Source organism: Halomonas sp. AOP12-B1-6 (assembly GCF_052379225.1).
Taxonomy (GTDB): Bacteria; Pseudomonadota; Gammaproteobacteria; order Pseudomonadales; family Halomonadaceae; genus Vreelandella; species Vreelandella casei.
The window spans coordinates 40,860-67,352 of record NZ_JBQSYK010000005.1 but is presented as its reverse complement, the minus strand read 5'-3'; the positions used below and the strand labels follow the sequence as shown (position 1 = coordinate 67,352).

The following is a 26,493-nucleotide window of genomic DNA, read 5'->3' as shown; positions in this document are numbered from 1 at the left end:
CAATGTTTCAGCTGACTCGCAGTGTTACCTGGCAGGCGCTAGATCGCCTACGCGACAAAACAACGAACGACCGCATTCGTGACTACTTCACCCATGACCCCCAGCGTTTTGAGAAAATGAGTTTACGCGTGGGCGGCCTATTTCTTGATTACTCCAAAAATCACGTCTCTGATGAAGTACTCGCTAAGCTGATTGAACTGGCAGACCACTCCGCGCTAGTTCAACGCCGCGCGCAGATGTTCTCTGGTGACATTATCAACGTCACCGAAAATCGCCCGGTACTGCATACCGCGCTGCGTAATCTCAGCGATGACCCGGTGTATGTCGACGGCGAAGACGTGATGCCGGAGATCACGCGGACTCGCGAGCAGATCAAGCAATTCTCAGAAACGGTCCGTAGCGGCGAATGGAAAGGCTACAGCGGCAAACCGATCAAGGACGTGGTTAATATCGGGATTGGCGGCTCGGACCTTGGCCCTAATATGGCCGTGCGCGCGCTGCTTAAATATCGCCACCCCGAAATGCACTTTCACTTTGTCTCTAACGTGGACGGCACTCATATACAGAAGGTGCTTTCACGGCTTGACCCTGCCACAACGCTGTTCATTGTTTCCACCAAGACCTTCTCGACCCAGGAAACGCTGCTCAATGCCAAAACCGCACGGCGCTGGTTCCTGGAAAACGCCGGTGACGATGCCGATATAGGCGCCCACTTTGTGGCGGCCTCTACCAACCGCAAAGCAGCCATGGAATTCGGCATTCGCGAAGAGAACGTATTCGAATTCTGGGCCTGGGTCGGCGGGCGTTACTCCATGTGGTCGTCGATTGGGCTACCGATTGCGCTTTCCATCGGTTTCGAGGGGTTTATCGAGCTATTGGAAGGCGCTCACGAGATGGATAATCACTTTATCCATGCGCCCCTCTCGGAAAATATGCCGGTATTGATGGCACTGATCGGTATTTGGTACATCAACTTTATTGGTGCTGAAACCCAAGCCATCGTGCCCTACGACCAGGCGCTAAATCAGCTGCCCTCTTTTTTGCAGCAGCTGGATATGGAGTCAAACGGCAAGTCTGTGGATATATTCGGCCACCCGGTCAACTACAAAACCGGCCCAATTGTTTGGGGTCAAACCGGCTCAAACGGCCAGCATGCGTTCTTCCAACTGCTGCACCAGGGCACGCGCTATGTGCCGATTGATTTCATCGCTTCGCTCAAACCTGAGCCGGGCATGGAAGACCACCACTTCGCGCTACTAACCAACATGCTCGCCCAGGCCAATGCCTTCATGGAAGGCAGCCAGGGTGGCAGCCAGCAAGATCCGTTCAGCTGCCCCGGCAACCGCCCTTCCAGCACGCTGCTGCTGGACGAACTCACGCCCCGCAACCTGGGCGCACTGATTGCGCTTTACGAGCACAAAGTGTTCGTGCAAGGCGTGATCTGGAACATCAACTCGTTCGATCAGTGGGGTGTTCAGCTGGGTAAGCGCATCGCCGGTGAAATCAGCGAACGTATCGATACTAACGCTGCGGATTTTGATGCTTCTACGCAAGGATTATTGGAGTTGGTGCGGGCGCATTTTCCGGGTGGCGGTTCCGAGGAGAATGCCCAAGCTGAAAGTGGTAAGAAGATAAATAAGAAGAAGGGCTAGAAAGTTTTAGTTGTCGCAACAAGCAGTAAGCAAAAGCCCTGACCTAACAGCCGGGGCTTTTTTGAATAAGCAGGGCTGAGCCTATACAGGCAGCACAGCGGTGTGAGCTTGCGAACGTCTGGCGGCCAGCGGCCGCGTACAGCCACTTGTTAGCTTAACTTACTCTCCAAGTTAATCTTTACAGCAGGCCATTCACTTGAAATTATTGAATAAACTATGGTATCTCTGAGTGAGCCATCACGCATTATCTGATGGCTTCGAAGTACTCCATCCTGCTTTGCACCTAATCTTTCTATCGCAGTTCGAGACTGTTGATTGAAGAAGTGGGTGTGGAACTCCACCGCTATCGCCGATGATGCTTCAAATAGGTTTCTTAGCAGGATTAATTTGCACTCAGTATTTACGGAAGTCCTTCGAACTAAGCTCGAGTACCATGTGTAGCCTAACATTGCTCGCATATTAACCGGATCAACGTTGTAATATCTTGTTGTTCCTACAATTTTATCATGCTCTTTTGATCGCACAGCGTAAGCTATATTGCCTGTCTTCGCTTCTTCTATTGCTGATAATACATAATCTTCCATTTCGTCAGGTCCAGGAACATTTGCATACCATATTTTCCAAGGCTCACCATCAAGAACTGCTTCTTTTAACGGTTCGATATGACTTTTAGACAAGGGCTCTAGAGTCACATGCTTTCCAGTCAATCTGACTTCATTTATAAACATTAAACTTCCCCTATAGAGCTAACGCCCGCAGCACGCGCGGCTTTGTAGTGGAGGCGAAGCCGCAACGAAAAGACGTCGCAGTGCCTGCGATTGTTATGCATTTGCCGCAATTACGGTTGTGTTGAACCCTTCATCAGATGTGGGTGCAACAAAGTACTTGGTAACCAGCTCAAACATCTCTTCCGTATCAGTTGCCGCTCTCTCTGGCTGTTCTATCCGCCTTTTTTCGATTTGTCCCAAGCAAATCTCATTTGGCTGGTCGATGTAAATTAATTCATGTGGAGCCTGGATCTCTGAAAATATGGTTTTAAACCACTTTCGTTGTGAAATTGTATTTGCCGGAAAATCCATTACCACGCTGGTTCCAGACACCAAGATCGATTGAACCAGTTTTTTCATTTGAGGCTTAAGACGGCCAGAATATTCAATGTAATCATCTAAGGTATTTATGCTATTCGGATAAATGGATGGAAGCCACTCGTCTTCTGAGAGCAGTACGGCGTTTCGCTCTTGGGAGATCTCACAAGACTTTGTAGTTTTCCCTGCTCCCATTTTTCCACAGAAAAACGTCAATACTCCTTTGTTCATTTCTTACCCCGTATTGCATAACAGTGATTATATACCGGCTGCATAACCTCAATGAACGTGCTGTCGCGTTGATTGAGGTTATCTAGCCGCTTAGATCAAATCTACCTCATTGATTCTATTGCTAGCAAAGCAAATTCTGGCTGCCTATCCAAAATTCGCGTGCTTTCTCGCTTTGCCTGTAGCGCATATGATTAAGGGCTGCGATCAGCGTCCTACCTCCATGTAGGAGCAGTCGAGCCAGAGCCCTATTGATTAGCTACGTGGCCGGCTTAACAAATAGTTGAGATGTGCCTGCACTTCTGGCCACTCTCCCCTGTGCAGGCTATACATCACGGTGTCGCGAATAGTGCCATCTCGGCGCAGCTTGTGGCCGCGTATGACACCATCCTTTTTAGCCCCCAGGCGCTCAATGGCACGTTGGCTTGCGTAGTTGAAGTTGTCGGTGCGCCAGCCAACCACTTTACAACCCAACGTATCGAAAGCATGTGTTAACAGCAGCAGCTTGCAGGTGGTATTAATATGGGTACGCTGCGCGCGTTTGGCATACCAGGTGTGGCCAATCTCTACCCGTTTTACCTCAGGTAAGATGTCGTGATAGCTCGTCGTGCCCAGCACGGTACCGCAGGCCTCCTCAATGACAGCAAAAGCAAAGCGGTGGCTTGCCTCACGGTCTTTCAAGGCGGTTTCAATAAAGGCGCTTGTTTCATCGGGCGAAGGCACCGATGTGACACGTAGATTCCACAACTCGCCATCGGCGGCAGCGGCGCGCAGGCCAGCTTCGTGATCGTGCGCTAATGGCTCAAGCTTTACACCGTGCGCGTTAAGGGTGACAGCGCTTACGTAAGTCATATCTATCCACACGCCTCTTATATTTGGCAGTCGAAAAACAGCAATTAGTCGATATTACTAAAATAAGATTCGAAATAGTCGATAATGTCTATTAATAACACGAAGAATTGGTCATGGCGGTCGGCATTTACACGTTGGCTGGTTTTTATCGCAGCTTTTAGCTTAGCAGTGCCCAAGAACGCAGACGCCGGAACTATAGAGTTCCGGCGCCGGTGCAGTCAGGTAAAATTACTACGGGGTGTTAAAGCCTAATGCTTAAAGCGTATTTTTATACGCCACGCCCCCTTTCATGATAAGCATCAGTTGCTCATCCGGCTCAGTAAGCACAGTGATATCGTCCAGGGGGTTATCTTTAAGGATAATCACATCACCACGGGCGCCAGGAATGATTTCACCAAAATCGCCCGTATGGCCGTAGGCATCGGCCGCGTGACTGGTGGCCGCACGGATCAGCTCATCGGCAGGTACCACCTCTTTGCGAAGGTGGAACTCATTGAGCTGATGGCGCTGCATACGGCCCAAAAGGTCGGAACCGTAGAGCATTTTCACCCCAAAGCGCTGGGCCATTTCAAGGGCTTTGCCGCCGGCCTCAAGCACTTCAAATACTTTTCGCTGCAGCTCTTCGGCCATCCCTGCTTCAACGCCTTCTTTCGCTAGCGCATCGTAAGTACACAGCGTTGGCGTCAAATAAGCATCATGTTCGAGGAACAGGCGGCAGCTCTCTTCGTCCATAAGGTTACCGTGCTCGATGGTTTTAACGCCGCGAGGCAGCAGTCGATTAATAGCACGCGCAGTATAAGCATGTGCCATGGTATGAATATTGGCAGCAGTCGCCTCTTCTACAATGGCATCAATTTCTTCAAGTGAGAACTGCGTGCTATCGATACGATCCGTTGGCGATGATACGCCACCTGACGCCATGATCTTAATCTGAGTAGCGCCCTTGCGAATCTCATCGCGTGCGGCATGTCGTACTTCACTGACACCGTCACATACACGGCCCAGACCTGCGCAGCAGAAGCAGCCTTCAAAGGTTTGCTGGCCTGGCCCACGCATATCCCCGTGGCCACCGGTTTGCGAGAGAGCTCGCCCAGCGTACATGATGCGTGGCCCGGCCAGCGTCCCTTCGTCTACCGCTTTGGCAAGGCCGTAATCCGCGCCACCTGCATCACGCACAGTGGTAAAGCCGCGCATCAGCATGGCTTCAAGCAGCTCACTAGACTTGGCGCCCACGTAAAACGGCGAAAGCGTGCCTAGGAGCGCAAAGTTGGGCGTGATAGCGGTTACGTGTACGTGGGAGTCCACCAAGCCCGGCATCAAATAGCGCCCTTTGACATCGATCACCTGATCGTCGTCGCCTTCAAGCGGCGTTGCGCTTACCGCGTCGATGCGGCCATCTTTAATACGCACCTGATGATTAGGGAGCACTTTACCGTTGCGTGAATCGATAACGTTGGCGTTGATAAAACGAATTGCTGTCATGTGTGTTCCTTATTGAGAAAGCGTCAGAACATTTTCTGCGGAAGATAAAGCGAAAGCGCGGGAATCAATACGATGAGTAATAGTGCGACGATGTCCATGACGATAAACCAGCTCACGCCCTTAAAAACTTCGCTAAGCGTAACGCTGTTGCCCAGGGCACCCTTGATGACATAAACGTTAAGGCCGATGGGCGGAGTCACTAACCCGATTTCCAGGAGCTTAACCACGATAATGCCAAACCAAATCAAATTAAGGTCTGCACCTTCGACCAAAGGGAGTATCAGCGGCAGCGTTAGAAGCAGCAGACCAATTGAGTCGATAAACATTCCGAGCACAAGATAGATCAGCGCTACCGCCAGAATGATCCACCATGTTTCAGTACTGACACCCAGAATCAACTCAGCGAATGCAGCAGGTACACCGCTCATGGCCAAGAAACGGGTAAAAAAGAGCGACCCAATCAAGATAATGAAAATGCTCGCCGTGCTGACTGCGGTTTGCGTAACGGCTTCACGAACAGCTTCAAGGGTCAGGGTACGTCGAGCCAAGGCAATTAATGCGGCAATGGTAGTTCCTACCGCTCCAGCTTCGGTAGGTGAAAAGACTCCCAGGAAGATCCCCCCAAGCACGGAGCCAATGAGCAATGGCAGTGGCCAAATATGTTTGAACGCCTCCCATTTTTCATTCCACGTCGAGCGAATATCAGTATCACCCGCGAGCTTCGGATTCAGCTTGGTCCTCACCATAATCATGCCGATATATAACAGCGCAGAAACTACGCCTGGGATGAAGCCTGCCATAAACAGCTGGCCGACTGACACTTGGGCATAAACACCATAAAGCACCAGCAATACGCTTGGTGGAATCAGCGAACCCAGTGTCCCAGAAGCAGCTACGGTGCCGGTGGCAAGCCCCTTGTCGTAGTTGTGTTTGAGCATTTCGGGTACAGCGATGCGCGACATGGCCGCGGATGTTGCTACACTAGAGCCAGACGCAGCCGCAAAAAAGGCAGAGGCCATCACGCTGGAAACGGCCAAGCCTCCCGGAAGACGCGCTAGGTAAAGACGCATGGCCTGAAATAAGCCTTGCGTCATATTGGTAGTGGTACACAAATAGCCCATGAATAAAAACATAGGCGCGGCGGTTAATTCCCAAGTGCCTGCAAAATCGAAAGGAGTGGCAGAAATCATCCCCCATGCCACGCGCATACTGGTCATTTCGCCTATACCGATAATCGATACTAGGCCAAGGGCAATGCCGATTGGCACCCGCAGGGCGATCAGGGCCAAGGCGATGGCGATACCCGCCACACCTATCTCGATGTTAGTCATTGATTAGCTCCTACAGCGCTTGGCGTTGCTGCACTGCCTTTATCATATTGGCGAGAATGGCCAGACACATGGCGGCAAAACCGACGGGTAATGCCCAACGACTAGGCCACAAATAGAACGTGAAGTTGGCCATGGCAGTTTCCATACGAACCGTGGCACGAACTGCATCGAGATAGCTCTGGTAACAAAGCATGCCAAAATACACAAGGCCCAGAGCACCGGCAAAGAGGTAAAACGCTAGCTGTACAGTAGGCGAACACCTGCCCACAAAAACATCAACGCTAATATGCTCGCGTTTTAATTCAACGTAAGCAATTGGCAGGAAAATCACCGCGACCATATAGTAGAAAGAGACGAACTCCAGCGTGCCGGCAAACGATTTTCCAAAGAAATAGCGCAGTCCGACATCAAGTGAGACATGCAGTGCCATTAGTACTAAAAAGAAAGCAGCGAGTACCAACGTGCTCTTAGCGACCCACTGGGATAAGCGTTCAATACTGTTCGCGATCATGCTGTTCTGCCCCTCTCGGAATCTGTAGTCGAGAAACCAAGCTTCATAAGAGTTTCCTTCCAAAACAGCAACATATCACGATAAAGCTCAGGATCATCACGCCAAATGCTCTGTGCACCCATCCCTCTCATCATGCATAAAGTGGCGTTCAAGGCGACACGATTTTGATGAGAAGTGTGCTCAGCACTAGCGACTAACTGCTCCCATATATATTCAAGTGACGTGTTGAATTTGATCCCTAATGGAGCTAGAACTTTCATTAAGTTAGGGTCAGTTCGCGCATTGGTAAGATATTCTAGCGTCACCATATACAGGTCGCCCTTGAAGTGCTCATGCAAGGCTTTTAATAGACTATCAAAATCCAAGGCACCCTCTTTGATGCCATTAGCCATGATTCGAACGCTCTCAACCTCTCTGCTTAGCAGGTCTTCAAGCGCCGACTGCATTAACAGCGTTTTGGATGGGTAGTGATGTACGAGAGCACCGCGAGAAACGCCAGCTTGACGAGCGATGTCAACAGTCGATGTAGCACGGATACCATTTTCAAGAATGCATTCAATAGTCGCTTGTATAACGCGAGCCTGGGTATGACGTGAGCGCTCTTCCTGATTTTGTCGTTTAGTCATATAGCGCACCCTTTTATCGTATTAGCATTGGCTGCCCATTAGGGCAGCCAATGACGGCCAAAATTAATAAATGCCGTAGTCAGCGGGTAGCTTATTATAAATTTCTTGCATAGCTAGCTCGGCAAGCGCCCCTTCATCATTACGATCAACGTCGCTGAGTAAACTTTCCCACTTTTCGTAAGTGGCGAGGAAATCATCAATTAGCGCTTCTGGATCTTCCACACCGTATTGATCACGGGCCTTATCGTAAACATTTGCCAATGCCTCATCACGGAAAGCCACCACAGATGCCATTAGATCTTCTTCCGGCTCATAGATGTTATTGCCAAGCTTGATCGCTTCTTCGATAGCTGCCTCTGACGCATTAATATACTGCACAACCATACGCGTCATTGCATGAGCGGTAGCTTCTTTGAACACATCACGCTGCTCGTCATTAAGGTTTGACCAGAAATCTTCGTTGAAGCCCCACTGAGGGCCGGACCAGTACATGCCGGTGGGCAGCAGCGTGGTGTGCTCAGCCACTTCCCATAGGGAGCGATCAATCAAGTCATTAGCCGCGTTGGTTGCACAATCCAGCGAGCCTCGATCAAGGCCACTATACATTTCACTCGAAGGAACATTGACAGGCGTGCCGCCGGCTTGTTCGACCCAGGCAGACACCGTTGAGCCCGCAGTGCGGATCCGTTTACCGCGTAATTCTTCAAGGTTTCGAACCGGTTCGCGGCAGAACATGACATAAGGCGGGGTGCTGTAGGCGCCGAGATAAACGATATTCAGGCCTTCCCATTCGGCTAGTTGAATGGGGTTGTTAAGGCTGAAATCGGTAACGGCCAGTATGCTGACTAACGGATCATCGTAGTTAAAGCCCAGCTCCTGAACGGCATTCGCTACTGGCATTTCAGACGGAGTAAAAATAGCAGCATGATGCGCCACCTGAACGATATTATCCTGAATGCCCTGCAAATTAGCACGAGGTGCTAGCAGTACAGTCCCGGTATACACCTCGGGTTGAAGCTCCCCGTTAGACAGTTCTTTAACCATCTCTGCCCATTCGATATAGCCGTAACGAGAGAAAGGGTGTTGTTGATCATAAAACGAATTGGCAATAAATGAAGTTGAAGCTTGAGTAGAACTAGCTGTTACAGGTAAAGCTAAAGCTGTTACCGCCAGTGTTATTACATTGCGCTTGAAGTTCATATATCAGTCTCCTGACCGAATTAATCGGCTTTTTTTAGTGTTATATTATTTCATTATTTTTAATAACACATTGCCTAGCGGTGTATGTGTGCTGTTAAATCTAAACGCGAAGAATAATAAAAACAAGCACGACTGTTTGTTTTTATTATTCACTATCAAAAGATGCCTAGTAAGCTTATGAATAAAAGAGAAAATAAAATAAAATTGGATATGGCGGGTACATGGCGAGGTATTCTCATGATGCTGCCTTTGGCCACTTTCACGGTGGCCTTTGGCCTAGCCTTCGGCGTAGCAGCTATCCATGCAGGCATCACTCATTGGGAAGCGATATTAATGAGCATGTTTGTATTTGCTGCTCCCTCACAGTTTGCGGCACTTGAACTATGGACAACGCCGCTGCCCCTTCTGGCCCTAGCAATGACGACCATGGCCATTCATACCCGACACCTATTAATGAGTGCATCGCTTTATCCTTGGCTCAAACCATTACCTCTACTGCAGCAATTTGGCGTCATTTTCATGTTAACGGATTCCAATTGGGCCATGGCACTGGGCGAATATCAGCGCGGAGAGCGCAATATTGGCATTCTCCTAGGAGGAGGTATCGCGTTATGGACTGCCTGGGTAATAGGTACGGGTATCGGCTTGGCATTTGGCGGTGGTATCCATCAACCTGAACGCTTTGGTCTTGACGTGATCATGCTATGTTTTCTGCTTGTGATCGTGATAGGTGGTAACCCAAAGCTAGTAATGATTCTTCCATGGTTAGCAGCAGCCCTCAGTGCGCTGCTAGCCTATTGGTGGCTACCGCCCTATCTACATGTACTGGTCGGCGCACTGACAGGAGGAATGGTCGCCATATTACTTCCCAAACGCTGGTATAAGGCGGGTATTTTGTGAGCTCATCACCATTATGGCAATCGCTATTAGCCATCATGATGATGGTAGCTATAGGCTACGGGTCTCGAATTTTGGGGCTCCTCATTATGGCCCGTATACCATTAAGCCCTAACATTCGCCTGTTTATTGATGCCATGTCTAGCTCGGTGCTTATTGCCATCATCACCCCCATCATTGTGCATGGTGACGGAGGAACCCGGTTTGCCGCTTTAATGGCAGGTGCTGTCGCTATTATCTTAAAAAGTCCTTTAGCATCAATTGCCGTTGGCATTATATGTGCGGCAAGCTGGCGCTGGTGGTTTGTAACATAATGAATTGCTAGACGGATTCAGGGCACGGCACAATGCTCGATAATGTCACCAGAAGTGCCGTCAGCCAGATGGCTGAGCAGTATACTCTCAGACCCTGAGCCAGAGCCTTTTGTCCACCACTCTAAATCGTCACTCACATAACGCGCACCGCTGCCAGAAACTGCAATTTGCATACTGTAGCTTCGGCCTTTGTACTGCACTCTCGCCGTGTCTGCTGAGGGGTAGGCGGCGGCTATCGTTTCACCGCTCTCGCACTCATAGCTATGCATAATAGATTCTGGAAGTGTCGCGGCAGATGCTTGAGCATCAACTTGATTTTGGGCTGAATTTGCACAGCCCGAAATGAACAAAATTGAAGTAATCGTTAGCGGAACGAAGATTTTCACATGAGCCTCCCGGTTGTTGAGATGCGGGCTAATCCACACTATATAATACTGTAGCCAGTGCGGGAGTGTTACCGCCCGCCCGCCACATCAATAAATGATCCCGTCACATAAGAAGCTTCCTCCGAAAGCAACCATGCGATGCTATTCGCCACCTCCTCAGCGGTACCGCCACGCTGCATAGGAATCTGCGGTGCTAAACGGTCAACACGACCTGGCTCGCCCCCATCGGCATGCATATCAGTGTAGATAGATCCAGGGCGAACGGCGTTGACACGAATACCCAAGGCGGCAACTTCTAAAGATAAGCCTTTAGTCAGCGTGTCCATGCCTCCTTTTGAGACGGCGTAGTCAACGTACTCAAAGGGCGAGCCTGTTTGTGAGGCACGCGAAGAGACATTGACGATCGCACTGCCTTGCCCAAAGCGTCGGATAGCTTCTCTGCAACACAGAAAACAGCTGTCCACGTTACTACCCATCACCTGTTTGAAGCGTTCAAAGTCAATATCAACAAACCTGGATTGCGTAAACAAAATACCCGCATTGTTAACCAAGTGGGTCACACTGCCAAAGTGAGCCTCTGCCGCATCAAACAAGCGGATGACATCGGCTTCCTTGCTGACATCGGCTTGATAAGCAAAGGCCCTGCCCCCGCCACGTATAATGGAATCAACCACTTCACGTGCTCGCTCTTGGTTAGTAAGATAGTTAACGCACACCGCATAGCCTTTAGCGCCTAGCAGTAATGAGGTCGCTGCCCCAATACCACGGCTTCCTCCTGTCACGATGACTACTTTCGACATAATGCTTCCTCAGTAACGCGTTAACAGTCAGTTCCTGCAAATACCTTAACGTCGTAATAGGGCCTTAGGTAGCGCCTTGTTCACTTTATCACTCGCTCAACAACTGGATGGCTATTGATTTCTTTTCACTCCGCAACTACTGTATATAAAATCACTAAAGGGGTGAAAGCATGGCATCTCTTGGCCAGCCTTTCCAGCCAACTACCTACAAGGGCCGCGGCGCAACGTATGATCCGCACAATCGCTTCGCGCCAACCCAAAGCATTGCAGACGACGACGGCTGGTGGCGCGAGGAAACCTCCACGACCATTGCCACGGAAGTGCGGGAAGAAGTGAGCAAGAGTGCGCTGTCGTGGAATAAATCGCCGGACTTACCCTTTGATCGCTCGTTAAACCCTTATCGTGGCTGCGAGCATGGCTGTGTTTACTGCTATGCACGACCTTCCCATGCCTACTGGGACCTATCGCCTGGGTTAGATTTTGAAACCAAGCTGATTGCCCGCAGCGGTTTGGTTGAGCAATTATCGGAGGAGCTTTGCCACCCCAACTATGTGTGCAGGCCAATTAATCTTTCTGGCAATACAGACTGTTATCAACCCTTAGAAGCTACCCAACAAACCACCCGCCGGTTGTTGGAACTACTATTAGCATGCCGCCACCCCGTCACAATTGTGACTAAAAGCACCTTAGTGCTGCGTGATTTAGAGCTATTGGCCGAGATGGCCGAGCACCGTTTAGTACGTGTTTTTGTCAGTTTAACTAGCCTAGATGCCAACTTAAAACGCACCTTAGAGCCACGTGCGGCGTCGCCCCAGGCACGTTTGAGAGCGATACGTGAACTGAATACGGCGGGCATTCCAGTGGGAACGTTGATTTCGCCGGTGATACCAGGGCTTACTGATCACGAAATCGAAAAACTATTGGAAGCGGCCAGCCGCGCCGGTGCACGCACCGCGGCCTGGATGTTGCTGCGCCTGCCCTATGAAGTCGCACCGCTGTTTGAAGCATGGTTGGAAACACACTACCCAGAGCGGGCCGCTAAAGTCATGAGCCTAATGCGCCAATGCCGGGGCGGGAAGATATACGACGCTCAGTTCGGTAAACGCTTTCGCGGTGAAGGCGTCTTTGCAGATTTGATCGCGCAACGCTTCGCTCGCGCCAGCCGCCAATGGAAGCTGCAGGATCGCACGGAGCAGGGCTTAAACACGCGCGATTTTCGTCCACCACGGGCGCAAGGGGATTTATTCATTTAAGCTAGCTAGCAACGCCAATACGTTTGCTACCAAGGAAGCCCCATGCCCGACCTTAGTAAAACTAAATCAAGCTTTTATAGACGTTTATACGTGGCCCATTTGATCAAACAGGGCATTGCCAGTGTACCTGCCATAATAGAGGCCACCGGCATGCCGCGACGCACTGCTCAGGACACGATAGCATCACTTGCCGAACTGGATATTGAGTGTGTCTTTACTAAAGATGACGGCCAACGCCATAACATTGGCCGTTACCAGATTCGAGATTGGGGCGCGATTGACCCCTGCTGGGTAGCCACGCATGCTGAGCGGCTAAAACAAGTGCTTGGCTATACAGGTTAGCGTAGCAACCTAACTCACTTGAACCTCATAACCCGTGAATTTACGCAGGTTAATCACGCCGCTATCGAGTATCAAATACTGTCCTTTAACCCCCTGTAGCACGCCTTCCACCAGCGGTTGCTTATCAAAGTTATGCGACGCAACTTTTTGTGGGAAAACACTAACCGGGTAGTGAAAATGATGCGCTGGCTGGCCTAACGTGCGAATAGCGTCCACGCCATGAGTATCACGTAGCTGGCTCAAGCCATCAGACAACAGGCTAAGCAAACGGTCACGCTCGGCGCTTAAATCCATTACGTCGATATCACCTTTAAGCATAGCGCGCCAGTTAGTGCGGTCTGAAACCTGCTCTTTGAACAGCATTTCGACGAACCCTGACTGCTGGCGAGTATCCACTTCAAGAATAGGCAGCGCCTGAATCGCGCCTTGGTCTAACCAACGGGTAGGCATCTGTGTTTTGCGCGTGATGCCTACCTTGAGGCCGGAAGAGTTGGCCAAATACACCGTATGAGGCTGAAAACAATGGCGCTCGCCCCATTCGGGCTCGCGACATGTGCCTTGAAAAAAGTGGCAGGTTTCCGGCTTCATAATACAAGTATCGCACTGCGCTAATCGTTTGAAGCACGGATAACAGTGGCCCTGAGCAAAACTTTTTTTCGTGGCTCGACCGCAGTGAGTACATGCAATGGCGCCTGTCCAACGTAGGCTGATCAGCTCACCAATGCGCTCATTAAGCGCAACGCGGTGCTCACCGGCACGTAAATGGTAGACCACTTGGTCATCTTGGTGGCCTGGTACCGCGACCGCCATTTTACTTAAACAGCCTTGCACTGCCGCTTCAATCACGCGTTGCATCCCGAGCCAAGCCAGCCATTTCTGGCGTTACGCCTGCGCCCGTCGCCGCCGCACCGCAGGTGCGCTGCTCTAAATACCCCACCCGATTCTCTTCCGGCACGTTATTTTCAGCCTCAAAACGCATCACGGCTTCCAAGCACAGATCGGTCTGTTCTGGCGTTAGACGGCGGCCATCGGGCCACTTGCGCAGCGACACCGCCTGTTTCAGGCTCTCATAGATCGCCGGGGTCATTTGATTAATCATTTTATCGAAGGTCATTTCGCTCATTGCAGGCCTCTTAACTATTTTTCAAACGGCGGGATGAATAATACCAGCCTGTGACAAGGCCCACGAGTAGCCCGCCCAAATGCGCTTCATTAGCGACATTGCCAAAGCCAACGCTGCCTGCTACCCCTGTCATGGTAAATACCATCCAACCCAGCATAAATACCACTAACATTTGGGGCACAAAAAAGCCGCTTTGGGGTACTCGCCGCGACATTAGCCAAACATGCGCTAACAAGGCATACACCACGCCTGACATACCGCCAAACAGCACGGTACCGGTCATATATTGAGCGATGTTCGCACCGATACCGGCAACAATAAGCAGCAACAGCATGGTACGGCTGCCTTGCAAGGCTTCAACCTGACGACCGAAGTACCATACCCACATCAAGTTAAAGATGAGATGCATCAAGCCAAAATGTAGAAAGGCCGGCGATAGCAATCGCCAAACTTGTCCTGAGGCAAGCATTTGCGACAGGTTACCAAACGACAGCTCACCACCAGAAATGCCAACGGGCACAATAGTTAAGGCAACGATTAGCTGATTGCCCAACACTTCGATCAGGGCAAACACCACCAGGCTAAAAACAATCATCAGCGAGGTAACCGGCACTTGGCGCAGCGATGCAAAAGAATGGGCCATAGAACGCGGGTGCTTAGTCGTTTGTTGAAGCGCTAGAGGTTCACCCTGTTTCCACTGTTCGACAAGCGCGGTGAGTTCACCCTGCTGGCGAGGGTCGGCGATCCATAATAGCTGGCCGTCGGCCTCGTCGGTAATCCGGTGACCAATACGATGGCGCCATAATGCTTGGCGCAGTTCGCTGGTATCCGCGTGATCGGGTAAAAGCATCACTGGATGCATAACATCCCTCTAATCAAAGCGCTCGCGGCATATTGACCGCAGCGGGTAGGTGTTCATTGCAACGATGGTAACTAACGCGCTGGAAAGCCAACAGACAGGCAAAAAAAACCGGCGGTAAGGACCGCCGGAGAATAAAAGCAAGGGATCATTCAAGGGAACACTTACTCTGATAGCCGACAGCAGGGTTAGTTCATCTGATTTGCAAAAATTATGTAAAGATATGTAAATTTTAAAAAAAGGCACTAATCGAAATCTATTTCCCATGGTTTGGGAAGCATCCGCTCCTCTCTAGGCACCTTGACCCAAGCAAAGTGATCGGCACTTAACGTCGCCTCTCCACTCCAGCGGTAAGCTACCAAACGCCCATATTTAACCGCGCTATAGTCTAAACAGGCGATATTGTGGGCAGGCAATGCTGGTATACCCTCGCACCAATAATGCCCAATAAATAACGGAGGCTGCTCAGGACCATAATAACTAAGTTGCCGGCGCTCCTGGGCTGATAGTTCGCGAGTTTCGAGATCGCCGGGTAAGTTATCCGGCTGAAAGACGACATCCCCCCACTGCTGCGGCGCCTGAGCCCAAAAATGGGCGCGAAAACTTTGCCGAGTAAATCCGTCACCTGAGTGTATTGCAATGCCGTCAGGTAACGAGACATGCGGGCCTCGGGTCAAGCGATCTAAAATACGAAACGCCTGGGTAGAGGGATCCGTTGATTCCACTAAAAATTGCGTATCCATACAGCAGTCAGGACGGCGTTGTTTAAGCTCGGCAATCAGTTGCTGGTCCCAGCAAGCATGCACCACGCGAATGCCTTCTAACTCTAGGCATAGCGGAATGGTTTTAAACCACGCCAGCGTATCATCCCACTCATTGGTGTAATCACTGTACTGCGCCAGGGTATCTTGAATAATACGGTTATGCCTGGGCGTATGCTCGCGCAGCCACCGTTTATGACTGCCCGCAGGCCCTGGGTGAGTATATGCTAAGGCATTATATTCGTGATTACCCATCACAATATATGCCTCGCCCTGCTCCACCATCCGGCGGGCGATAGTCACCGCTAGGCGAATACGCGGCCCGCGATCAATCAAATCACCCAAGAAAACAACTTTTCGGCGCGGGTGGCGATACACGCCGCGGCTTTGATGATAGCCCAGTTTTTCTAGTAACGAGGCAAGCGTAACGCCGCACCCATGCACATCACCAATCAGGTCGTAGCCTTCTAACCGGGGCTTGCCCTGCGTTTGACGCTGCATGCTTAATCCCCCAACCGATGGCTCCAGCCTAATTTGCTGCGCAGTACTTCGTAGAAATTATGGCCGATAGGATGTACCAGCTGCACTCGCTCAGGCTTGCGTGTAATGACCAGCACATCGTTGGGCTTGGCCACCGCCCGAGTCTGGCCGTCGCAGCTAATATGCGGATAGGTCTGGTTCGTTTCGCCAATGTGAATGCGAATTTCGCTAGCAGCATCAATAACAATGGGCCGACTCGACAGCGTATGAGGAAACATCGGCACCAGCGTCACCACATCAAGCTTTGGATGCATGATCGGCCCGCCGCCCGATAGCGCATAGGCCGTTGAGCCGGTTGGCGTGGCAACAATTAAGCCGTCGCTGCGCTGGCTATAAACAAACTGGCCATCAATAAACAGCTCAAACTCAATCATGCGTACCGCTTTACCCGGATGAAGTACGACTTCATTCAAAGCATCGCCATTACCGACAGCGATCCCGTTACGATAAAGCACCGCATCGAGTAGAAAGCGCTGCTCAATCTCAAACTCGCCTGCCAGCACTTCACCAACGCGGGTTTCCAATTCGTCCGGAGAAATATCGGTTAGAAACCCCAACCGCCCACGGTTAACGCCCAAAATAAGCGTGCCGCTTCGGCACAGTGTGCGCGCCGCACCCAGTAAGCTGCCATCGCCACCGACAACAATGACCAGATCACATAGCTCTCCCAATACGCGACGGCTAGCTTCTGGTTGGCCATGCTTGGGCAAGGCAGTGGCTGTGCGGTCTTCTACCAGCACGCTGTAACCATGCGCGACAAGGTACGTCACCAGCCGCTGAAGGGAGTCGACCACTTTATCGCTACCTAAGCGACCAATCAGCCCAATCGTCTTAAAGGGTTTGTCTGATGGGCCGCCTGCAGTAGGCATAGTGTCTGGTAGTAACGCGTTGCTCATGGGCCGACTCTCGCTAGCATAAGTCGCCATTATGGAGACACCTTACTTGCCGGGCAAATAGGCTGAAGCGTTGTTTGACAATTAGCTGGCCGGCGCTGTCTGCCGACGCTGGCACCACCAGTGGTTTAACCAAAGTGATGCGGCCATAATCAGCGCACCTATCACCAAGCGCGGAATATCCGCATCGCGGTTCCAAATCACCAGGTTAACAATGAGTCCCGCGGGCACTAGCGCATTGTTCATAATAGCTAGGGTGCCCGCATCTACCCTGGTGGCGCCTTGATTCCAAGCAAAGTAACCCATGCCAGAGGCGACGAGACCCAGCCAAGCCAACACGCCCCACTGCACCGGTGTGCTTGGCAATGCCGCGCTGTTGCCAAAGAGTAAATACGCCGGTAGTGCCACAATCATCGCACCAATAAAAAACCAGCCAAACACGTTGTGCCATGCAAGCGTAGGCGGTAAATCAGCCGCTAAACGCCGGTAGCCCACCTGGCCCAAGGCAAAGCAAAGATTGGCCCCTTGCACAACTAAAAAGCCCGTCCAAAAACCGCTATCGATACCGTCATAGCGGATAACCCCCGCTCCAATAACCGCGAGCAGCGCGGTCACAATATAAATCGGCGTAAAGCGGCCAAACAGTAAGTCATCAAGCAGCGCGATATAAATAGGTGTAAAGATGGTGAATAGCAGCACTTCCGGCACTGATAGCAGTAAAAAAGACTGGTAGAAGAAGGTATACATCACTCCCAGCTGCACGGCACCTAACGCCATTAGCGCCAAACGCTGTTTACCTCGCAACAAGCTTGGACGTAAAAAGGGCAGAAATATCAGCATTGCCAGCGATACCCTTAGCAGCACCGCAAAGTAGCTATCGACCTGCCCTGCCAGATAAACACCTATTAGCGAAAAGGAAAAAGCCCAAAGCGCTGTAACGCCAACCAAATACCCCATCGTAAACCCCATTATTTAAATAAGTTTACGCGGATTATACCCAACTACGTCGGCCTGCCAAGCAGTAAACATGCCTCATACAAAAAGGTTAACGTCGCTGCAGCCACCAAAATGCATAGGCAACGCCGGGCAGCCAGCCCGCCACTGTTAACAGCACCGCAATAGCGACACGTTTAGCGCCACCTTGTGTTAAGCCTACCGCTAAGGGCGGCAGCAAAATCGCCAGCGCTTGATAGGCCAGCGCTAAACCCGCGGTTGGCGGGGCTACCTGTTCAGATATTGGGTTCTGCGGCTGCTCCCTGGCGGCGACTGGCGGCGGCGTGAAGTGTTCAACGTCAGCAGAGGCTGGGCGAGCGCGAACCTGTGCCGCCGGCTCTTGAGAAAATCGATGCGCATCTTTGTCAATTTTCTGCTCTAACGTCTCGGCACCTTCCGCAAGATCATCATGGTGGCGCTCCCAATCTTCCCAATCATGGGGCGTCCCGGATTTAGGCCGCTGATCACCGGCACCGCGCGCGCGTTCCCAGGCTTTTTCTTCCAAAGTGTTGGGGCGATCAGGGTCCCGCTCAACGCCTACCCCTTTCCGGTTTAAATACTCACGTGCATCCATCAGAGGGTCCTTTCAGAGTTAAATAATAATTCTTTCATGATGAGAGCCGTGACAGTTTATAAAATTCACTGCTCAAAACGTTGAATAGCACCAGCCTTCCACCGGCGCATAAAAAGCTAATTCAGCTACAGTTTCAACTACAGTCAATAGAGCCGATGATACATTAAGGCCAAGCACGAAGGATTGCCCTTTAACAGCAGTGGCGCTGCACGCGATGAAAAAGGAGTGGCTACGATGAGTACAACCACCATGCATACCTTATCTATGAACAAAACAACTATAAAAAAAGCAACGATGAAAGCAGCACATCCCAGTACCGTTCGCGACATTATGTCTCGGGATTGCTACCGAGTAACACCAGACGCTTCAATTACTACGTTAGCCAAAGGGTTAGCACTGCACCGTTTACCCGGTGCACCGGTGGTTGACGCAGCCGATCGGCTAATAGGCTTTATCTCAGAACAGGACGTTCTAGGGCGAGTGCTCGACAGTATTTATCATGACCACGAAGCACCGCTGGTCAAAGAGCTAATGCGCCATGAAGTACTCAGCGTCTCGCCTAATAAAAGCATTACCGACCTGGCGCAAGAAATGCTTGGTGCCAAGCCAAAAGTGTATCCGGTGGTCGAGCAGCAGCGGTTGGTGGGAATCGTCACCCGGCGTGATATCCTGGTGGCATTGCTGAGCATTCGATGCCACTAACCCGCTATAAAATGTCGGGAGGCACAGAACATAGACAAAAAAAACCGTTACTCGAAGAGTAACGGAAGCAAGGGATCAAAACATATAGAGCCAGAACAACTTTAGCGACTGCTATCGCGATGTTGCCTGTACTAACTCAGACACGCTGTGAAGGAAAAGTTCGCAAAAAAGTAAATTTTCCGTGTAAAGACCACCAAGCGTATAGTTAAGTGACGATTTATTGACCGGCCACGCCTAGTCGCATAAAGCCTACTCGCATAGATAGGAGCTCAGAAAATGGCGCTGTATTTATTAGTGTTCGCGGTGTGCCTACTGGTGATTGGCGCGGTCATTCTCGTGTTAATGTCGTCAAGCACGCCGCGCTACCGCACTGAGCCAAAAGATTTGATCGCTTTGTTCGATAAGGCGCTTAACAGCCAAGTAAGCGAAACAGAGTGGAATGCTACGATCGGCTATCCAATCCGCCATAATGAATATTTGGAAAGCATCCGGCGACGCGGCGAGCACTTAATGGAGCGGCATGGAAGGCGCTGGATGATTGCCCAGGGCAAGCCACTGCTTAACCAAGAGGGCCAAGAAGAGCTCAAGGCTCTGCGCGATCATTTGTCCGCTCATACAGCCCTCCGTCAGCAGTAGAGACTGTTCAAAAAAGACTGTTTAAAAGAGCTATGGCGGCTCAGGAGCCCGATTATGCCCAGCACGATTCGTCAGATTCCGCTAGCCAGCGCTACGCATCACCACACGCACGACTTTCATCAGATCGTGATTACGCTGTGTGGCTCATCGGAGTTTGAAATCGAAGGGCTCGGCGGCCGCGTCAATGCATTTTCAGGCTGTATTGTTCCGGCGCACCACGAGCACTACTATTCAGGTTACGGCCATAATCGACAGCTAATCTTTGACCTCCCAGAAGATGCCCCCGCATTGACCGGAGAAAACCGTGAGCTGGTGGCGCTATTTGATGCACCGCGCTTTTTTGGCTTAGATAACGCGCTACGTCACTACCTCGCCTTTATGCAAAGCGAGCTTGCTCAAGAGTTTGATACTTCGACTAATTCTTTTCAGCAAGATCGCTTAGCGGCGACAATGCTGGGCGCACTCAAGGCGCGACTGGGCAAAGACACTCATGCCAGCCCGAAGCGCTTAAACCTGACACGCATTGATCGCTTCATCCGCCAGCATCTCGCCGATGACATGCGCGTTGCCGATTTAGCGCAGATTGCATGTTTAAGCGAAGCGCATTTCTCCGATTGTTTTCGTGCGCAAACGGGACTCTCTCCCTGGCAATACGTTAAACGGCAGCGGTTGCATGCGGCGCGTGAGCTGATTTTACAAAGTAGGCTTCCTCTTACCGATATCGCGATGCAAACAGGTTTTGCCAATCAAAGTGCGCTTTCACATGCGTTTCGCAGCAGTTATGGATTGTCACCACGCAAGTTGCGCCAGAGCGATATGGCGCCAGTGAATGTTAGCTCGTCAAATCCCCCATCAGAGCCACTAGCAGGACATTAAAAACTCTACTAAAGTCTTAAAGACTCAGCGCTTGCCGGGGAATTGACACGTTTTACCTTGAAACCAGCATGCACCCAACGTGGTCGCGCTCTACATTCGCTTATTCGCTTGGGCCTAATGCCCTGTTACCCATTCGTTCTGTTCAGACTTCCGGGGGCTTCAATGCTCAATGCTAAGAAAATGCGTGACCCAGCCATCTGGCAAACTGATCTCGACACACTCATGGCTCGCGTTAGCGATCACTATTTAGTGGATGAAAGCGCCTACGTCAGCGAACTGATCAAGGTGCTGGATACGGGCCACGATGACTTTGCCCGCATTGAAGCCAACACGGCGGCGCTGGTTCAAGATGTCCGGAAGATGGATACAGCCGTCGACACCATTGATGAACTACTGCAGCAATACAGCTTGGACACTCACGAAGGGCTAATGCTGATGTGTCTAGCCGAAGCCATGCTGCGGATCCCCGACAAGGCGACGGCGGATGCATTGATTGAAGACAAGCTGGGCCCTGCCGACTGGCAAGCCCACGTGGGCAAAAGCGATTCTTGGATGGTCAATGCCTCTACCTGGGGCTTATTGATGACCGGTCGTGTTCTCAAAATGGATCATCCTAAAGAGGGCCAGCCCGCCAGCTTCATCAATCGCATGGTTAATCGCATGGGCGAGCCGGTTATTCGCCGCGCGATGTACGAAGCGATGAAAATTATGGGTAAACAGTTCGTGCTGGGCCGGGATATCAATGAAGCCCTTAAGCGCTCAAAACCGCTGTTCAATAAAGGCTATACCTATTCTTACGACATGCTGGGCGAAGCTGCGCGCACACGCGATGATGCCAAACGCTATTTGGATGATTACGCTCGTGCAATCGAACAAGTCGGCAAAACCTGTAAATCCTTAGGTGATAAAACGCCGGCACCCTCGGTGTCTATTAAGCTTTCGGCGCTACATCCGCGCTATGAATTTGGCCGCCGTGAGCAGGTGCTCATCGAGCTCGTCGACACCGTTATCCAACTGGTTAGCAGAGCCCGTGAGCTAGAAGTGGCGGTCACTATCGACGCCGAAGAGGTGGATCGCCTAGAGCTTTCAATGGAAGTTTTCCGCGCGGTTTATGAAAGTGAAGCGGTCAAAGGCTGGGGGCACTTCGGCCTGGTGGTTCAGGCGTACTCCAAACGTGCGCTGCCGGTATTGCACTATATCAACCGGCTAGCCGAGCAACAGGGTGATGAAATTCCGCTGCGCCTAGTCAAAGGCGCTTACTGGGATACCGAAATTAAAGAGTCCCAGCAGCTGGGGGTCGACGGCTACCCGGTATTCACCCGTAAAGCAGGCACCGATGTAGCGTACCTCGCCTGCGCTCAGTTCCTGCTTTCTAACGATACCCGCGGGCGTATTTTCCCGCAGTTCGCGACTCACAACGCTCACACTGTGACGACTATTTTAGAGTTCGCCAACGACGACAGCCGCCCGTTTGAGTTTCAACGCCTGCACGGAATGGGCGAAGCCCTCTACGATGCCGCTCTGGAACGGGCGCCTGAAGGCACCTACTGCCGTATTTACGCCCCGGTAGGCGCACATAAAGATCTGCTGCCTTACTTGGTGCGCCGCCTACTTGAGAACGGCGCTAACTCGTCGTTTGTCCATCAACTAGTGGACCCTGATGTTCCGGTTGAGTGGCTGTGCCAGCATCCTATCGAAACGCTGCGTCAGCAAAAAAGTTTGATCAACATGAATATTCCGCTGCCTAAAGATATTTACGGCCCCAAGCGGCTCAACTCTCGTGGTGTGAATCTCAACATCCGCAGTCACTACTACCCGCTGATGGAACAGATGGCTACGTTTATGGACAAGCAGTATCCGGCTAAGCCGCTGCTCGCCTTTGATGTTGCCGATGATGCAACCCTTACCCATAGCGTTACCAGCCCTTTTGATCGCCGACAAACGGTGGGCAGTATACAGTGGACTAGCAAAGAGCAGGCCACCCAGGCCCTTGACGCTGCCTGGGCAGCATTCCCCCGCTGGGATGCAACGCCCGTGCCTGAGCGCGCGGCCATTGTGCGGCGCCTCGGCGATTTGATGGAAGAGCATATGCCGGAGTTAATGACTCTGTGCTCTCGGGAAGGCGGTAAGCTGCTTACCGACGGCGTCGATGAGATCAAAGAAGCCGTCGATTTCTGTCGCTTTTATGCTATGCGCGCTGAAGAAGATTTCGGCGAAGCCACCGTACTACCTGGCCCCACCGGTGAATCCAATCGTCTAATCATCGGCGGCAAAGGCGTATTCGCAGCTATCAGTCCCTGGAACTTCCCCGTCGCGATCTTCTGCGGTCAGGTGGTGGCGGCCGCAGTATCGGGTAATACCGTCCTAGCCAAACCGGCGGAACAAACCTCGATTATCGCGCATCGTGTCATTGAACTGCTTTACGAAGCCGGCATGCCCCGCGACGTTGTGCAGCTTTTACCCGGCGATGGCCCCACCGTAGGCAGCGTGTTGACCTCCGACCCACGGATTACTGGCGTGGTATTTACCGGCGGCACCGACACTGCTCACATTATCAACCGCGCCCTTGCGGCACGTGAAAATGCTCCGTTGGCGACGCTGATTGCTGAAACTGGCGGCATGAATGCGATGATTGTCGACTCCACCGCCCTGCCTGAGCAGGTTGTGGTTGATGTGGTGCAATCCGCGTTTCAAAGTGCCGGGCAGCGCTGCTCCGCGTTGCGCGTGCTCTATCTTCAGGATGACGTCGCTGACCGAGTGATTGAAATCCTTAAAGGTGCAATGAACGAGCTGCGCATTGGCGATCCTCGTGACTTGGGTACCGATGTCGGCCCCGTTATCGATGAAGATGCGCGTAAAAGTTTGCTGGAACATATCGAAAAGCTAAAGGCTGAAAATCGCCTGGTGGCGGAAACGCCGATGGCTGCCGAGCATACTCAAGAAGGTACTTTCGTCGCGCCGGTAGCGTTCACTATCGATAGCATTGATGCACTTACTCGTGAGCAGTTCGGGCCGGTGCTACATATTGTGCGTTACAAAGCCAGCGAGATTGATAAAGTCATTAACGATATCAATGGCCGCAACTATGGCTTAACGTTTGGTGTACATAGTCGAAACGAGTCTTTTGCCGCTGAAATAGCGCAGAAAATGCGCGTCGGCAATGTTTATATTAATCGTAATATCATCGGTGCCGTCGTGGGTGTTCAGCCATTTGGTGGCCAAGGGCTATCGGGCACAGGCCCCAAAGCCGGTGGGCCCCACTACCTGCAGCGCTTTGTGACCGAGAAAACGATTACCAATAATACTGCAGCTTTAGGAGGGAACGCGTCGCTATTGGCGCTTGGTGATGAGTAAACAGCTCATACAATACTAATAACCTGTCGGAGCTATATCCGGCCTCAGAACTAAGAATAGGGAGACGTTTTATGGCTATTGGAGTTTGGATCAGCCTTTCCGCTTACTTTGCGCTTATGATCGGCATTGGGCTTTATGCTATGCGCACATCCACGTCCACGTCTGAAGATTATATTTTGGGCGGCCGAACACTTAGCCCCCAGGTGGCGGCGTTGTCGGCCGGCGCTTCCGACATGAGCGGCTGGCTGCTGCTGGGCTTGCCCGGCGCAATGTTCGTATCCGGACTGGGCTCGGCCTGGATCGGTATCGGCCTGTTCGTGGGTGCCTTCTTCAACTGGGTTTTGGTTGCACCTCGTCTGCGTGAACAGACTGTTCACTACGGTAATGCAATCACCATTCCAGCCTTCCTGGCAAATCGATTCCCAACGCGGGCGCTGTCGTTAAGAACGGTTTCCGCTGTCGTTATCGTCGTTTTCTTCGCGGTTTATACTGCGTCAGGCCTAGTCGCCGGCGGTAAACTGTTCGAAAGCGCGTTTTCCGGCATTGTCAGCATTGGCAGCCTAAGCGATTACACTGTTGGCATCATTATCACACTAGGCGTGGTACTGGCTTATACCGTCGTCGGCGGGTTCTTGGCCGTAAGCCTGACAGACTTCGTACAGGGCTGCATCATGATGCTGGCACTGGTAATCATGCCAGCCGTTGTCCTCTTTGGTGAAGGCGGCGGCGGCTTCAGCCAAGCGTCACAGACACTGAACGAGGTCGACCCAACCCTGCTGTCTTGGACCGAAGGACTGACCTTCATCGGCTGGCTGTCTGCGGTAACATGGGGCCTGGGATATTTCGGGCAGCCGCATATTATCGTGCGCTTCATGGCGATTCGAACGCTGAAAGATGTACCGACTGCTCGAAACATTGGCATGAGCTGGATGGCCATCTCGCTGATCGGCGCCGTTTCTCTAGGTATCTTCGGCCGCGCCTATGCAATTCGCAATGGCATGGACGTCCAGGATCCGGAGACGATCTTTATCATTCTGGCGAACCTGCTGTTCCATCCGCTGGTAACCGGCTTTCTCTATGCAGCGCTGCTTGCCGCTATCATGAGCACCATCTCTAGCCAGCTTCTGGTGGCGTCGTCATCACTCACCGAAGACTTCTACCGTCTGTTTTTGAATAAGCAGGCAACGGAGAAACAAACGGTTGGCGTAGGCCGTATTAGTGTCGTTCTAGTGGGTTTGGTAGCGGCCGTTATTGCGTCTGACCCGGACTCACAAGTGCTAGGATTAGTGAGCAATGCTTGGGCAGGATTTGGCGCAGCATTTGGCCCGCTGATTATTCTCTCGCTGATGTGGTCGCGCACCAATGGCGCCGGTGCTATTGCGGGGATGATAGTCGGTGCTCTTACCGTGATGATCTGGATTTCGCTGGGCTGGAGTGGGGAGTTCATGGGTGGCCCCGGCGTTTACGAGATTATCCCTGGTTTCATCGCCTCCTTCATTGCCATTTTGGTAGTTAGCAGCGTGACTGCCGATGCCGGTGAATACCAGCATATCGAACGTTAATTCAGTATGAGTGCAGTCAATTGATGATGCTTGTGTAGTCCACAAAGCCTGCCTTTCGGCAGGCTTTGTGCGTTTCAAGGTCTAGCCAGCCAAAATCAGCTGTCAGTCACTATCTGGTCAACCGTTTCTACTGCCCGAACAACCAGCACTAAATGATGGGCAGGCACTTTCTCCTGCAGCAAATAGGCCGCCACCGCTGGTGCCACTTCGCATTTAGCCGGCATAGCAGCACCTGTTTCAATTAACGTATTCAAGCGCGCAACAAACACGAACCGTATCCATTGAGGAAGCGACATTGTATCGATGCAAAAAGGCTGCTGGCTGGCCAGCGCGTCAGCATCCGGTGTTGGCATACGCCATAAGTCAGCGGCTTTCATCGATGCTTCAAGTTCAAGAAGCGCTGTTTGTAGCGTCTGGTAAGTGCTCATAAATACCTTGGTTAGGTGGTAAAAGTGTGTATCTAGCAATTATCCCAACTCAAACGCTTGCTTACCACAGGTCATCGCTTTTGGGCATGGCTCATAGACCCACAGAAAACGTGCACGAGCCTGTGGATAAACTATGGAAAGGTGTCGCATCCTCAACGCTCATGCACCTTTCACCTTGTTGTTTAATTTTTAACCGCCCTGTCATTAACGCTATGCTTTATTACCCACTACCT

28 protein-coding genes are annotated in these 26,493 nt (G+C 51.5%); 10 read left to right on the top strand and 18 right to left on the bottom strand.

Features of this window, described 5'->3' with window-relative positions; translation table 11 throughout:
* The first annotated feature begins 2 nt into the window (after positions 1-2).
* Positions 3-1,652 carry a glucose-6-phosphate isomerase gene (pgi, locus tag ACT3TR_RS14570; protein WP_442346190.1) on the top strand — a complete coding sequence of 550 codons (1,650 nt, stop codon included), beginning with the start codon at positions 3-5 and terminating at the stop codon, positions 1,650-1,652.
* Positions 1,653-1,801: 149 nt separating this feature from the next.
* On the opposite strand, the gene ACT3TR_RS14565 is transcribed toward pgi, so the two are convergent.
* From ACT3TR_RS14565 to ACT3TR_RS14530, 8 genes are all read right to left on the bottom strand, one after another.
* A complete protein-coding gene (locus ACT3TR_RS14565; RefSeq protein WP_444625692.1) occupies positions 1,802-2,380 on the bottom strand; it encodes a GNAT family N-acetyltransferase in 579 nt (192 codons plus the stop codon).
* Between the two features lie 93 nt (positions 2,381-2,473).
* Positions 2,474-2,968, bottom strand: coding sequence for an AAA family ATPase (locus ACT3TR_RS14560; protein ID WP_441683820.1), 495 nt, complete (start codon positions 2,966-2,968; stop codon positions 2,474-2,476).
* A 252-nt stretch (positions 2,969-3,220) separates the two neighbouring features.
* On the bottom strand, positions 3,221-3,817 hold the full coding sequence (locus ACT3TR_RS14555; RefSeq protein ID WP_444625693.1) for a GNAT family N-acetyltransferase: 597 nt from the start codon (positions 3,815-3,817) through the stop codon (positions 3,221-3,223).
* A 255-nt stretch (positions 3,818-4,072) separates the two neighbouring features.
* Entirely contained in the window at positions 4,073-5,299 is a 1,227-nt protein-coding gene (locus ACT3TR_RS14550) for an amidohydrolase family protein (RefSeq protein ID WP_441683824.1), read from the bottom strand.
* Between the two features lie 23 nt (positions 5,300-5,322).
* Positions 5,323-6,630 (bottom strand): TRAP transporter large permease, encoded by a 1,308-nt coding sequence (locus ACT3TR_RS14545; RefSeq protein ID WP_441683826.1) that lies wholly within the window; start codon positions 6,628-6,630, stop codon positions 5,323-5,325.
* A 10-nt stretch (positions 6,631-6,640) separates the two neighbouring features.
* Positions 6,641-7,141, bottom strand: a complete 501-nt coding sequence (locus ACT3TR_RS14540; protein WP_096279355.1) for a TRAP transporter small permease subunit — start codon at positions 7,139-7,141, stop codon at positions 6,641-6,643.
* A complete protein-coding gene (locus tag ACT3TR_RS14535) occupies positions 7,138-7,767 on the bottom strand; it encodes a TetR/AcrR family transcriptional regulator (RefSeq protein WP_444625694.1) in 630 nt (209 codons plus the stop codon). The genes ACT3TR_RS14540 and ACT3TR_RS14535 overlap by 4 nt, the downstream gene beginning before the upstream one ends.
* 63 nt (positions 7,768-7,830) lie before the next feature.
* Positions 7,831-8,811, bottom strand: coding sequence for a C4-dicarboxylate TRAP transporter substrate-binding protein (locus ACT3TR_RS14530; RefSeq protein WP_441683831.1), 981 nt, complete (start codon positions 8,809-8,811; stop codon positions 7,831-7,833).
* A gap of 393 nt (positions 8,812-9,204) precedes the next feature.
* Between ACT3TR_RS14530 and ACT3TR_RS14525 the strand changes: the two genes are divergently transcribed.
* Both ACT3TR_RS14525 and ACT3TR_RS14520 read left to right on the top strand, forming a co-directional pair.
* On the top strand, positions 9,205-9,867 hold the full coding sequence (locus ACT3TR_RS14525; RefSeq protein WP_096279348.1) for an AzlC family ABC transporter permease: 663 nt from the start codon (positions 9,205-9,207) through the stop codon (positions 9,865-9,867).
* Between the two features lie 35 nt (positions 9,868-9,902).
* A complete protein-coding gene (locus ACT3TR_RS14520; protein WP_225734499.1) occupies positions 9,903-10,178 on the top strand; it encodes an AzlD domain-containing protein in 276 nt (91 codons plus the stop codon).
* A 17-nt stretch (positions 10,179-10,195) separates the two neighbouring features.
* Here the strand turns inward: ACT3TR_RS14520 and ACT3TR_RS14515 are convergent, their stop codons facing one another.
* Both ACT3TR_RS14515 and ACT3TR_RS14510 read right to left on the bottom strand, forming a co-directional pair.
* Positions 10,196-10,564 carry an MliC family protein gene (locus ACT3TR_RS14515; RefSeq protein ID WP_441683835.1) on the bottom strand — a complete coding sequence of 123 codons (369 nt, stop codon included), beginning with the start codon at positions 10,562-10,564 and terminating at the stop codon, positions 10,196-10,198.
* Positions 10,565-10,632: 68 nt separating this feature from the next.
* Entirely contained in the window at positions 10,633-11,364 is a 732-nt protein-coding gene (locus tag ACT3TR_RS14510) for an SDR family oxidoreductase (RefSeq protein ID WP_444625695.1), read from the bottom strand.
* Positions 11,365-11,534: 170 nt separating this feature from the next.
* Between ACT3TR_RS14510 and ACT3TR_RS14505 the strand changes: the two genes are divergently transcribed.
* A complete protein-coding gene (locus ACT3TR_RS14505; protein WP_441683839.1) occupies positions 11,535-12,617 on the top strand; it encodes a PA0069 family radical SAM protein in 1,083 nt (360 codons plus the stop codon).
* Between the two features lie 42 nt (positions 12,618-12,659).
* Positions 12,660-12,959, top strand: coding sequence for a winged helix-turn-helix domain-containing protein (locus ACT3TR_RS14500; RefSeq protein ID WP_096279340.1), 300 nt, complete (start codon positions 12,660-12,662; stop codon positions 12,957-12,959).
* A gap of 9 nt (positions 12,960-12,968) precedes the next feature.
* Here ACT3TR_RS14500 and ACT3TR_RS14495 read toward each other — a convergent pair whose 3' ends face one another.
* The 7 genes from ACT3TR_RS14495 to ACT3TR_RS14465 form a co-directional block, all read right to left on the bottom strand.
* On the bottom strand, positions 12,969-13,814 hold the full coding sequence (locus ACT3TR_RS14495; RefSeq protein WP_444647237.1) for a DUF2797 domain-containing protein: 846 nt from the start codon (positions 13,812-13,814) through the stop codon (positions 12,969-12,971).
* Positions 13,798-14,082 carry a YeaC family protein gene (locus ACT3TR_RS14490; protein ID WP_096279336.1) on the bottom strand — a complete coding sequence of 95 codons (285 nt, stop codon included), beginning with the start codon at positions 14,080-14,082 and terminating at the stop codon, positions 13,798-13,800. The genes ACT3TR_RS14495 and ACT3TR_RS14490 overlap by 17 nt, the downstream gene beginning before the upstream one ends.
* A 10-nt stretch (positions 14,083-14,092) precedes the next feature.
* The gene (locus tag ACT3TR_RS14485; protein WP_096279334.1) at positions 14,093-14,944 is read right to left on the bottom strand and encodes a rhomboid family intramembrane serine protease; all 852 of its coding nucleotides are present in this window, start codon (positions 14,942-14,944) and stop codon (positions 14,093-14,095) included.
* A 242-nt stretch (positions 14,945-15,186) separates the two neighbouring features.
* Positions 15,187-16,203 (bottom strand): metallophosphoesterase, encoded by a 1,017-nt coding sequence (locus ACT3TR_RS14480; RefSeq protein ID WP_096279331.1) that lies wholly within the window; start codon positions 16,201-16,203, stop codon positions 15,187-15,189.
* Positions 16,204-16,205: 2 nt separating this feature from the next.
* Positions 16,206-17,138 carry an NAD(+) kinase gene (locus tag ACT3TR_RS14475; protein ID WP_225734493.1) on the bottom strand — a complete coding sequence of 311 codons (933 nt, stop codon included), beginning with the start codon at positions 17,136-17,138 and terminating at the stop codon, positions 16,206-16,208.
* 81 nt (positions 17,139-17,219) lie between these two features.
* A complete protein-coding gene (locus tag ACT3TR_RS14470; protein ID WP_444625696.1) occupies positions 17,220-18,092 on the bottom strand; it encodes a carboxylate/amino acid/amine transporter in 873 nt (290 codons plus the stop codon).
* 88 nt (positions 18,093-18,180) lie between these two features.
* Positions 18,181-18,702, bottom strand: a complete 522-nt coding sequence (locus ACT3TR_RS14465; RefSeq protein ID WP_444625697.1) for a YqaE/Pmp3 family membrane protein — start codon at positions 18,700-18,702, stop codon at positions 18,181-18,183.
* Positions 18,703-18,996: 294 nt separating this feature from the next.
* Here ACT3TR_RS14465 and ACT3TR_RS14460 point away from each other — a divergent pair, with 294 nt between their 5' ends.
* The 5 genes from ACT3TR_RS14460 to putP all read left to right on the top strand — a co-directional run bounded on the left by ACT3TR_RS14460 (position 18,997) and on the right by putP (position 25,832).
* A complete protein-coding gene (locus ACT3TR_RS14460) occupies positions 18,997-19,404 on the top strand; it encodes a CBS domain-containing protein (RefSeq protein WP_096282334.1) in 408 nt (135 codons plus the stop codon).
* A 276-nt stretch (positions 19,405-19,680) separates the two neighbouring features.
* Positions 19,681-20,040 carry a hypothetical protein gene (locus ACT3TR_RS14455; RefSeq protein WP_096279325.1) on the top strand — a complete coding sequence of 120 codons (360 nt, stop codon included), beginning with the start codon at positions 19,681-19,683 and terminating at the stop codon, positions 20,038-20,040.
* 54 nt (positions 20,041-20,094) lie between these two features.
* On the top strand, positions 20,095-20,916 hold the full coding sequence (locus tag ACT3TR_RS14450; protein WP_444625698.1) for a helix-turn-helix domain-containing protein: 822 nt from the start codon (positions 20,095-20,097) through the stop codon (positions 20,914-20,916).
* A 162-nt stretch (positions 20,917-21,078) separates the two neighbouring features.
* On the top strand, positions 21,079-24,270 hold the full coding sequence (gene putA / locus ACT3TR_RS14445) for a bifunctional proline dehydrogenase/L-glutamate gamma-semialdehyde dehydrogenase PutA (protein WP_444625699.1): 3,192 nt from the start codon (positions 21,079-21,081) through the stop codon (positions 24,268-24,270).
* A 71-nt stretch (positions 24,271-24,341) separates the two neighbouring features.
* Positions 24,342-25,832 (top strand): sodium/proline symporter PutP, encoded by a 1,491-nt coding sequence (gene putP / locus ACT3TR_RS14440; protein WP_096279319.1) that lies wholly within the window; start codon positions 24,342-24,344, stop codon positions 25,830-25,832.
* A 95-nt stretch (positions 25,833-25,927) separates the two neighbouring features.
* Here putP and ACT3TR_RS14435 read toward each other — a convergent pair whose 3' ends face one another.
* The gene (locus ACT3TR_RS14435; RefSeq protein ID WP_096279317.1) at positions 25,928-26,260 is read right to left on the bottom strand and encodes a YqcC family protein; all 333 of its coding nucleotides are present in this window, start codon (positions 26,258-26,260) and stop codon (positions 25,928-25,930) included.
* Positions 26,261-26,493: the final 233 nt, after the last annotated feature.